This window comes from Mesorhizobium sp. M4A.F.Ca.ET.022.05.2.1, assembly GCF_003998845.1.
Lineage (GTDB): Bacteria > Pseudomonadota > Alphaproteobacteria > Rhizobiales > Rhizobiaceae > Mesorhizobium.
In genome coordinates this window covers 1-10,395 of record NZ_RZOJ01000203.1, presented here as the reverse complement: position 1 = coordinate 10,395, position 10,395 = coordinate 1, and the positions used below count along the sequence as shown (strand labels likewise).

6 protein-coding genes and 2 pseudogenes are annotated in these 10,395 nt (G+C 66.9%); 4 read left to right on the top strand and 4 right to left on the bottom strand.

All coding sequences use genetic code 11. From position 1 onward, the window contains the following. The 4 genes from addB to EN745_RS20950 form a co-directional block, all read left to right on the top strand. The coding region (gene addB, locus EN745_RS20965) for a double-strand break repair protein AddB (RefSeq protein WP_127422151.1) at nucleotides 1–2,980 on the top strand (2,980 nt) is incomplete at its 5' end. Then, on the top strand, nucleotides 2,977–6,489 hold the full coding sequence (gene addA, locus EN745_RS20960; protein ID WP_127422150.1) for a double-strand break repair helicase AddA: 3,513 nt from the start codon (nucleotides 2,977–2,979) through the stop codon (nucleotides 6,487–6,489). The genes addB and addA, both read left to right, overlap by 4 nt. Nucleotides 6,490–6,563: 74 nt before the next feature. Then, on the top strand, nucleotides 6,564–6,887 hold the full coding sequence (trxA, locus tag EN745_RS20955; RefSeq protein WP_126057124.1) for a thioredoxin: 324 nt from the start codon (nucleotides 6,564–6,566) through the stop codon (nucleotides 6,885–6,887). A 132-nt stretch (nucleotides 6,888–7,019) separates the two neighbouring features. After that, nucleotides 7,020–7,301: a cupin domain-containing protein gene (locus EN745_RS20950; protein ID WP_126057125.1), complete on the top strand. Its 282-nt coding sequence runs from the start codon at nucleotides 7,020–7,022 to the stop codon at nucleotides 7,299–7,301. A gap of 21 nt (nucleotides 7,302–7,322) precedes the next feature. Here EN745_RS20950 and EN745_RS20945 read toward each other — a convergent pair whose 3' ends face one another. The 4 genes and pseudogenes from EN745_RS20945 to trpA all read right to left on the bottom strand — a co-directional run. After that, complete coding sequence (locus EN745_RS20945) at nucleotides 7,323–7,742, bottom strand: VOC family protein (RefSeq protein ID WP_126057126.1); 420 nt, start codon at nucleotides 7,740–7,742, stop codon at nucleotides 7,323–7,325. A 57-nt stretch (nucleotides 7,743–7,799) separates the two neighbouring features. Continuing rightward, a complete protein-coding gene (locus tag EN745_RS20940) occupies nucleotides 7,800–9,125 on the bottom strand; it encodes a folylpolyglutamate synthase/dihydrofolate synthase family protein (RefSeq protein ID WP_127422149.1) in 1,326 nt (441 codons plus the stop codon). A 182-nt stretch (nucleotides 9,126–9,307) separates the two neighbouring features. Then, nucleotides 9,308–10,174: pseudogene (gene accD / locus EN745_RS20935) on the bottom strand (acetyl-CoA carboxylase, carboxyltransferase subunit beta); the annotation flags it as partial. Between the two features lie 40 nt (nucleotides 10,175–10,214). Next, a pseudogene (gene trpA / locus EN745_RS20930) lies at nucleotides 10,215–10,395 on the bottom strand (tryptophan synthase subunit alpha); the annotation flags it as partial.

Here is a 10,395-nt window from a genome sequence, read left to right as displayed (position 1 = left end):
CTATGTGCCGACGCGGCGCGCGGCGCGCGCGCTGCGCGGCGCCTTCGTCGATATTCTGGGGGTTCGCTCGGCCATCCTGCCGACGGTCAGGCCGCTCGGCGAATTCGATGAGGACGAGGCGGCCTTCGACGCCGAAGCGGCGCCGGCCATCGAGCTCGCGCCGCCGATTGCCGCGCAGGAGCGGCTGCTTCTCCTGGCGCCGCTGGTGCGCGCGTGGAAGGCAAGCCTGCCGTCGCATGTCGCGGCGCGGTTCAACGAGGAATTCGTGGTGCCGGCTTCGGCGGCCGATGCTGTCTGGCTGGCGCGCGACCTTGCCCGGCTGATGGACGAAATCGAGACCGAAGGCACGGATTGGGCGAAGCTCGCCGGGCTGGTCAGCGGCAATCTCGCCGGCTGGTGGCAGGTGACGCTCGATTTCCTCGGCATCGTCACCGACAACTGGCCGAAGCTGCTCGCCGAACGCGGCCTCTCCAATCCGGCCGCGCACCGGAGCGCGCTGATCCGGCTGGAGGCCGCGCGGCTGAAACGCAACCGGCCGGCCGGGCCGGTGATCGCCGCAGGCTCGACCGGCTCCATCCCCGCGACCGCCGAGCTGCTCGGCGTGATCGCCGGCTTGCCCAATGGCGCCGTCGTGCTGCCCGGCCTCGACAAGGGACTGGACGAGGCCTCCTTCGCCGCCATTTCGGCGCCCGGCGCACGGCCGGCCACGCTCGGCCACCCGCAATTCGGCCTGGCGAAGCTGATCGGCGGTATCGGCGTGCCGCGCGCGGATGTCGAGGAGATCGTCCCGGCGGACCGGGCGCTGGCAATCCGCGCGGCCCTAGTCGGCGAGGCGCTACGGCCGGCCGAAACCACCGAATTGTGGACCGAGACGCGCCCCGGCTTCGAGGCCGAGGACATCCGGCAGGCCCTGGCCGGCGTGACGCTGGTGGAGGCTGCCAACGAGCGCGACGAGGCGGTCGCGATCGCGATCGCGCTGAAGCGCGCCGTCGAGCAGCCGGGCCAGCGCGCCGCACTTGTCACCGGTGATCGCGCGCTGGCGCGGCGCGTCTCTGTCGAGTTGCTGCGCTTCGGCGTCGCCGCCGACGATTCCGGTGGCACGCCGCTCACCAACACGCCAGCGGCCACGCTGCTGAGGCTGGCGCTGCAAGCCGTGTTCCGTCCCGGCGATCCGGTCGCCCTGCTCTCGCTGCTCAAGCACCCGCTACTGGGCCTCGGTCTCGATCGGACGAGCGTGCGCCCTGCGGCGGAGATCGTCGAACTGGTGGCACTGCGCGGCGGTACCGGGCGGCCGGACGCGGCCTCGCTGGCATCGCTTTTCGAGGCCCGCCTTTCGGGTCTCGGCGACAGCCGCCCGCCCTTCTGGTTCGCGCGGCTGACGGTGCGCGGGATCGAGCAGGCGCGGGATATGCTTGCCCGGCTTGCCGAGGCCCTGGCCCCGCTCACAGCCTTTCGCGGCGAACAGGACGCCGATCTTGCCGCGTTGACGCGGGCCAGCGTTATTGCGCTGGAGAACCTTGGCCGGGCAGCCGATGGCGGCCCAGCGGAACTTTATGCCGGCGACGCCGGTGAGAAGCTCGCCGAACTGCTGCGCGGCCTGGTCGCCGCTTCGGTGCCGTTCGCCTTCGCTGCGGCCGAATGGCCCGATGTGATGGACGCGCTAATCGCACCGGAAACGGTGAAGCCGGCGCAAGGTACCGACCGCAACATCGCCATCTGGGGCGCGCTGGAGGCGCGGCTGCAGAGCGTCGACACGCTCGTCATCGGCGGGCTCAACGAAGGTGTATGGCCGCGCAAGCCGGAGAGCGACCGCTTCATGTCGCGGCTGATGAAGACCGGCATCGACCTCGAGCCGCCGGAGCGGCGCATCGGCCTTGCCGCGCATGACTTCCAGATGGCGATGGGCGCGAAGAAAGTGGTGCTGACGCGCGCGGCCCGTTCCGGCGACGCGCCGGCGGTGCCGTCGCGCTGGCTGCAGCGCATGCTGACCTTCATCGGCAAGGAGCACGCGGCGGCGCCGATGCGGCGCGGCGCGGCGCTGCTCTCCTGGGCGCGCGCGCTCGATGCCGGCGAGCGGCTGGACTTCGCGCCAAGGCCGCAGCCGAGGCCGCCGCTCGCCACCCGGCCGCAGCATTTCTCGGTGACCGAGATCGAGACCCTGCGCCGCGATCCCTATGCAGTCTACGCCCGACGCATCCTCGGCCTGGTGCCGCTCGATCCGGTCATTCGCGATCCGGGCGCCGCCGAGCGCGGCACGCTGTTCCACGCCATCCTGCACCTGTTTTCGCGGCGGGTCGCCGATCCGCGCGCGCCGGACGCCTTGCAAAGCCTGGTCGAGGCAGGCCGGGCCTGCTTCGCCGAAGCGGCGCTTCCAGCCGACATCGAGGCGGTGTGGTGGCCGCGTTTCGAAAAGCTCGCCGCGAACATCATCCAGTGGGAGCGGCAGCGTGCACCCGATGTCACAAGTCGGCACGCCGAGGAACGTGCCGAAAGAACCGTCGTCGGCCGTACTGGAGTTACCCTGTCCGGGCGTGCCGACCGGATCGACCTCCTCGCCGGAGGCATGGCCGATATCCTCGACTACAAGACGGGCTCCTCGCCCTCGAAAGCACAGGCCCATACATTGCTTTCGCCGCAGCTCGCGCTCGAAGGCGCATTGCTGCGGCGAGGCGCCTTCAAGGAACTCGGCATTCGCGAACCCTCCCAGCTTGCCTTCGTGCGGCTGAAGGCGAATGGCGATGTCGATCCGGAATCGATCCTCGAGTACAATCGGAAGCTCCGAACCGCCAACGAGCTTTCCGAGGACGCCTGGGCGCGGCTGGAGAAGCTGCTCTTCCACTATGCCGACCCGACGACCGGCTATCTGTCGCGCGCGCTGCCGTTCCGCGAGGGCGAGGTCGATGGCGACTACGACCATCTCGCCCGCGTGCTCGAATGGTCGGCCGGCGGCGAGAGCGACGACGAGGCGGGGGAGGCATGAAGAAGGCCTACCCGATCCCGAGCGATACCGCCGCCAGCCAGGCGCGCGCTTCCGACCCGCTGAATTCGGCCTGGGTCTCTGCCAATGCGGGGTCCGGCAAGACGCATGTGCTGGCGCAGCGCGTCATCCGGCTGCTGCTCAACGGCACCGACCCGTCGAAGATCCTTTGCCTGACCTACACGCGCGCCGCCGCCGCCAACATGTCGAACCGGGTGTTCTCGACGCTGTCGGATTGGACGTCGCTGGGCGATGCCGAATTGGCGAGCCGGATCGTGGCGCTGGATGGCCGTGGCGCCGATGCCGGCACGATGCGCCGCGCGCGCCGGTTGTTCGCCGAGGCGCTGGAGACGCCGGGCGGGCTGAAGATCCAGACCATCCACGCCTTCTGCGAATCGGTGCTGCACCAGTTCCCGCTGGAAGCCAACATTCCCGCACATTTCGAGATGCTCGACACGCAGATGGAAGCGTCGCTGTTCGGAGATGCCCGCCGCGACATGATCTCGGGCGCCAGCGCCGGCGCCGAAGGACTGGCCGAGGCCTTCGCCATGGTGCTGGAGCGCGGCGGCGAGGCCGGTCTCGACGCGCTGCTGGCCGAGATCGTGAACAAACGTGACGGGCTGCGCGCCTTCATCGCGGGGCTGGGCGACGACTTCCGGTCGCTGCTCGCCGAATTCCGCTTCAGGCCCGGCCTGACGGCAGAGGACATCGCTTCTTCGCTCTGGCCATTGCCCGGTTTCCTGCCAGACTATTTCGCCGGCTTCGCGCGTGCCGCCGAAGCAGCCGATGCGCGCATGGTGCTGAACAACATCCTGCCTTATGCAAGGCTGGCCTTTGCCGAAGCCGATCCGATCCGCAGGCTGGAGCTGCTCGGCAAGGCTTTCCTGAAGGCCGATGGCGCCGCCTACGAGCCGGCAAAAGCCTTCAAAAAAGTGCTGCTCGACCGGCTGCCGGACCTACCGGAGCGCTACATCGAGGCTGCCAGGGCAATCCTGGAAGTGTCGGACCGGCTGGCGCTGTTCAGGATGCTCGAAGGCACCGCGGCGGCGCTGACGGTCGCCCGCTGGCTGATTGCACGCTATGAGCATCTGAAACGGAGCCGCGGCTTTCTCGACTTCAACGACCTGATCACCCGCACCGTCGCTCTTTTGTCGCGCCCCGATGCCGGTGCGTGGGTGCAGTTCAAGCTCGACCAGGGCATCGACCACATCCTGCTCGACGAGGCGCAGGACACCAGTCCAGACCAATGGGAGGTGGTGAAGAAGCTGACGGAAGAGTTCTTTGCCGGGCTAGGACAGCGTGAAGCCGTCCATCGCACGATGTTTGCTGTCGGCGACGAGAAGCAGTCGATCTATTCCTTCCAGGGTGCCGCGCCCGATTCCTTTGCCGAGAGCAGGCAACTATTTGCCGGACGCGTGCGCGACGCAGGATTCTCCTTCGCCGATCTCAAGCTGACCTGGTCGTTCCGCTCCAGCGACGACGTGCTGGCCGCCGTCGACCGCGTCTTTGCCGATCCGGGAATCAGGCGCGGGATCAGCCATGACCCTGATGCGCTGAGCCACAAGGCGATCCGAACCGATGCGCCGGGCTATGTCGAGGTCTGGCCGTCGATCGGCGCGGAAATGGTCGACGAGCCGGACGACTGGACCCAGGCCGTCGACCATGCCCATGCGCCAGCTGTGCGCGTTGCCGAGAATGTTGCGACCACCATTGCCGGTTGGATCGGCAACGGTGAAATCATCGAAGGCCGCGGCAAGCGGTTGGGGCCTGGCGACGTGCTCGTGCTGGTGCGCAAGCGCGACAGCTTCGTGCATGCATTGACCCGCGCCTTGAAACGCCGCGACATTCCGGTCGCCGGCGCCGACCGGCTGAGCCTACCCGGCCACATTGCGGTGAAGGACCTGATCGCGCTCGGCCATTTCCTCATCCAGCCGCAGGACGACCTATCGCTGGCGGCCGTGCTTCGCAGCCCTGTCTTCGACGTGTCCGAGGAGCGGCTCTTTTCGCTGGCTAACGGACGCCCTTCCGGCCAATCGCTGGTCGCCTCACTGAGGCAGCAGGCCGGAGAGGATCCGGCGCTGGCCCCGGTGGTGGCGCAACTCGACGCCTGGGCGAACGAGGCGGCGTTCAAGCCGGTGTTCGAATTCTATGCCGCCGCACTCGCCCGCGACGGCCTGCGCAAGAAGATGATCGCCCGGCTCGGACCGGAAGCCGGCGATATCATCGACGAATTCCTGAGCTTCTGCCTGGCCGAGGAGCGCACCGGCCTGCCGGGACTGGAGGCCTTCCTGGCGACGCTGGAAAGCAGCGGACCCGAGATCAAGCGCGAGATGGACCAGACCCGCGACGAGGTCCGCGTCATGACCGTGCACGCCGCCAAGGGCCTGGAGGCGCCGGTCGTCTTCCTGGTCGATGGCGGCTCGGCGCCGTTCAGCGACCAGCATTTGCCGCGCCTGATGCCGTTCCAGGGCTCGGGCCAGCATTTCGACGGCAAGGGCTATCTCTGGCGCTCGGCCGGCGACGTCGCCAACGGCTTTTCGAAGGCCGCCGCCGCGCATGCCCGCGAACTCGCCGACGACGAATACCGCCGACTGCTCTATGTCGGCATGACGCGCGCCGAGGACCGGCTGGTCGTCTGCGGATACCATGGCAAGCGGGCGCCGAGCACCGGCACCTGGCATTCGATCGTCAGCCGGGCGCTGCTCGGCGCGCCGGAAAGCATGGAGCGCCGCCACCCGGCGGCGGCGGAGGTCGTCGTGCACCGCTTCCATATGACCAAATTGCCGCCGGTGGCGTTGGCGGCGGCCGAGGCGGAGAGCCCGATCGAGCATGTCGCGCCACTGCCGGATAGCCTGTTCCGCCCGTTGCCGCCCTATGAGGAGCTGCCACGGCCGCTGTCGCCCTCCGGCGCCTCGGCGCTGATCGACGAGGCGAAGGAGGCGGTGACCGACACGCGCTCGCCGGTGCTGGACGCCGAGGCCGAGCCGGGCTTCGGCGTCCTGCGCGGGCTGGCGCTGCACAAATTGCTGCAGATGTTGCCTTCGATCGCCGAAGGCGGGCGCAAGGACGCCGCCGAGCGCTATCTGGCGCGCGCCGGCGCGGCATGGTCGGAAGCCGAGCGCGAGAAAGCGTTGAACGCGGTGCTTGCGATCCTCGCCGATCCCCGATTCGCCCCGCTGTTCTCGCCCGCATCCCGCGCCGAAATCGCGGTGATGGGCAGCCTCGAGGTGAAGGGAAAGCCGCGCTCGATCTCCGGCAAGATCGACCGGCTGGCGGTCTCTGAGCACAGCGTGTCGATCGTCGACTACAAGACCAACCGGCCGGCGCCGACGACGCTGGAGGAGGTGCCGCCGACCTATGTGCTGCAGCTTGCGCTCTACCGCGCGCTGCTGCAGCCGCTCTATCCCGGCCGCGATGTCCAGGCCGCGCTGCTGTTCACCGAAGCGCCAAGGCTGATCGAACTGCCGGCCAGCGCGATGGATGATGCCCTTGCCCGACTCACGGGAGCGTGACACAAGCACTGCTTGAATTAGATCTCTGTCACCACCACATTTGGTGCAACCCGAGTTCTTGAAAGGATTTCCGCATGACCACCGTCAAGGTCGACAAGAGCAATTTCCAGGCCGATGTGCTCAACGCCAAGGAGCCGGTCGTGGTGGATTTCTGGGCCGAATGGTGCGGCCCCTGCAAGATGATCGCTCCGGCGCTGGAAGACATCGCCAAGGAGCTTGGCTCGAAGGTGAAGATCGCCAAGCTCAATATCGACGAGAATCCCGAGCTTGCCGCGCAGTTCGGCGTGCGCTCGATCCCGACGCTGATGATCTTCAAGGGCGGCGAAGTGGCCGACATGAAGGTGGGCGCGGCGCCGAAGACCGCGCTGTCGCACTGGATCAACGGCAGCCTCGCCTGAGCCAATCGAGAAGTTTGCAGGACAAGCCCGGCCATCGCGCCGGGCTTTTTCTTTGGCGCCATCCCCCAGCGCCCTCTGGCCCTCGCGCGCGCTGCCTCCATGTCTTCTGCTTGGGACGGACAGGAGAACATCATGACCGGAACAGCCAAGGCCACCGTCTTCATCGACAATGAGCGCGTCATCGTCACCGAATATCGCTTCCAGCCCGGCGACAATACCGGCTGGCACCGTCATGGCCATGACTATGTCATCGTGCCGCTGATGGACGGAAAGGTGAAGCTGCTGACCAAGGACGGCGAATCCTTCGCCGAGATGAAGAAGGGGGCGCCCTATTTCCGCAAGGAAGGCGTCGAGCACGACGTCATCAGCGACAATGACAGCGAGTACGCCTTCATCGAGATCGAACTGAAGTAGTCCGCAGACAGCGTGCGGCAGTCACCAGTCGGCGATGCGGTCGCCGCCGGTGAATTGCGCGCTCTTTCCGGTGTATTCGAACAGCTCGATCTTCACGCCGTTGGGATCGCGGATCCAGGCCTGAAAGGTGTCGTCGCAGGCATGCTTCTTCGACGTGACCTCGACGCCCTTCGACCTGATATGAGCGATCGCGGCGTCGATATCCTCCACTTCGAGGCAGAAGTGGTTGATCTGGTTCTGGTCGCTGTAGCTGGCCTCGCCTTTCTGGAACACCTCGACATGGCTGCGGCCGCCGCAATTGAGGTAGAAGCCGAAGACCTTGCCGTCGCGCAGGAAATTGAACTGGGTGTCCATGCCGAGGACGTCGCGGTAGAAGCCTCGCGTCGCTTCCAGCTCATGCGCGAAGATGCAGACGTGGGCGAGTTGCTTGACCTTGATCACGACGGGCTCCTTGCGCTGGTCAGATAGGACGCCCCATGCCCTGCGAGAAATCCGACGTCAGGTGGGCGGCGTGCCATTTTCGGCCAGCACCGCGCCGGCAAGGTAAAGCGAGCCGCCGATCAGGATGCGCGGCGGCGGACCGTCCCAGGTATCGCGCAGTAGCATCAACGCGCTGGCAACTGAACTGACGGGCTCGGCTGACAGGCCGGCCTCGCCGGCGCGCAGCGCCAGCTCGTCATTGGGCACGCCAGCGTCGCTGAGGCTCACCGGCACCGTATAGACGTGCCGGGCGAGGCCCTTGAAGGCGCGGAAATAGCCGCTCTGGTCCTTGGTGTTGATCATGCCGGAGATCAGAAACAGCGGCCGCGGGTGCTTCTCTTCCTGCTCGGCCAGCGCTTCGGCGATAACAAGGCCGGCGCCGGGATTGTGGCCGCCGTCGAGCCAGATATCGGCGCCCTTCGGCGCCAGCTCCGTCAGTCGGCCCTGGGTCAGCTTCTGCATGCGACCGGGCCAGGCGACGCTGCCCATCGCCTTTTCGGTGGCGCGGTGGCTGATCTCGAAGCCCGCCGCCTTGATCGCGGCAATCGCCGCTGCCGCGTTGGCGAACTGGTGGCGTCCGGGCAGGCGCGGCGGCGGCAGGTCCATCAGGCCGTCCTCGTCCTGGTAGACCATGCGCCCATTTTCCTCGAAAGCGAGGAAATCCTGGCCGTAGACGAAGGTCGGGCAGTCGAGCCGCTCGGCGGTGTCGATCAGCACCTGCAGCGCCGTCTCGCTTTCCTGCGCGCCGATGACGACCGGGCAGCCGGGCTTGATGATGCCGGCCTTCTCGGCGGCGATCAGTTCGACCCGGTCGCCGAGATAGGCTTCATGGTCCATCGACACCGGCATGATCACCGACACTGCCGGCCTGGCGATGACATTGGTGGCGTCGAAGCGGCCGCCAAGGCCGACCTCGATGATTGCGGCTTCGGCCGGATGCTCTGCGAACAGCAGGAAGGTGACGGCGGTGAGGATCTCGAAGACCGTGATCTTCTGGCCGTCATTAGCGGCCGCAACGCGGGCGATGGCTTCGGCAAAGACCTGATCATCGACCAGCCTGCCGCCGCCTTCGGCGGCGAGACGGTAGCGCTCGTGCCAGTTCACCAGATGCGGCGAGGTGTGCACGTGAACGAGATGACCGGCCGCTTCGAGCAGCGCCCGCGAGAAGGCGGCGCAGGAACCCTTGCCGTTGGTGCCGGCAATGTGGATTGCCGGCGGGATCAGCTCCTGCGGATTGCCGAGACGTTCGAGCAGCCGCGTGATGCGGTCGAGCGAAAGGTCGAAGCCCTTCGGGTGAAGCGCCATCAGGCTTTCGATTTCGCGGTCGGCGGCAAGCGTTGTCATGGACGAATCCTAGCGCATGACCCCGAAACCGGAAATCGGTTTCGGAAAGGATCATGCGCAAATCAAAAAGCTACAGCACCGGACGGTGCGCGCAATCGCGCCTCGCGGCGTTCAGTGTCGCGTCAGGCCTGCGGTCGCGCTTCCGGCTGGGCGAGCGCCGGCGGCAGGATCTCGGGCTCGAGCGGCTTGTCTGCCTGCGGCATCTTGAGCAGCATCTTCAGAAGCCGCGCGATGGTCTGGCGCATCTCCAGCCTCGACACCACCATGTCGACCATGCCGTGCTCCATCAGATATTCGGAGCGCTGGAAGCCGTCGGGCAGTTTTTCGCGGATGGTCTGCTCGATGACGCGCGGCCCGGCGAAGCCGATCAGCGCACCGGGCTCGGCAATGTGGACGTCGCCCAGCATGGCATAGGAGGCGGTGACGCCGCCGGTGGTCGGGTTGGTCAGCACGACGATATAGGGCAGGCCGGCTTCCTTCAGTCGGTCGACGCCGACCGTGGTGCGCGGCAATTGCATCAGTGAAAGGATGCCTTCCTGCATGCGGGCGCCGCCGGAGGCCGCGAACAGGATCAGCGGCCGCCTGCGCTGCAGGGCAACCTCGAACGCATGGACGATGGCGTCGCCGGCGGCCATGCCGAGCGAGCCGCCCATGAAGGCGAAGTCCTGCACGGTCACCACCACCGGCAGGCCTTCGATGCTGCCCAGCGCATTGACGATCGCATCCTCCAGCCCGGTCTTGGCCTTGGCGTCCTTCAGCCGGTCGGTGTAGCGCTTCTCGTCGCGGAATTTCAGCGGGTCCTGCACGACCTTGGGATTTTCCAGCGTCTCGTATTTGCCGTCGTCGAAGAAATACTTCAGCCGCTCCTTGGCCGAGATCTTCATGTGATGGCCGGAGGACGGGATGACGAACTGGTTGGATTCGAGATCCTTATGGAACACCATCTCGCCGGTCTCGGGATCCTTGATCCAGAGATTCTCAGGCATGTCGGTGCGCCGGCCGAGCATCGAATTGATCTTCGGGCGAACGTAATTGGTGATCCAGTTCATCGCTTCGGCTCCCGTCCTGACGAGGAAGAGGTAAGGAAAACTATTCGGCGGCGGCAAGGCGGGCCGAGCGGACGCCCTGGGCAAGGCCGCTGACCAAAGTAGCCACTGCCTCGGCCGGATCGGCGGTCTTTTCGCCCTTCGGCCCCAGCACGTTGGCGACCGCGTTGACGATGGCGGTGCCGACGACGACGCCGTCGGCCGAGGCGCCGATGGTGCGCGCC

Coding starts and splice junctions, on each gene's coding strand:
- addA (WP_127422150.1), top strand. CDS start 2,977: ATGAAGAAGGCCTACCCGATCCCGAGCGATACCGCCGCCAGCCAGGCG.
- trxA (WP_126057124.1), top strand. CDS start 6,564: ATGACCACCGTCAAGGTCGACAAGAGCAATTTCCAGGCCGATGTGCTC.
- EN745_RS20950 (WP_126057125.1), top strand. CDS start 7,020: ATGACCGGAACAGCCAAGGCCACCGTCTTCATCGACAATGAGCGCGTC.
- EN745_RS20940 (WP_127422149.1), bottom strand. CDS start 9,125: ATGACAACGCTTGCCGCCGACCGCGAAATCGAAAGCCTGATGGCGCTT.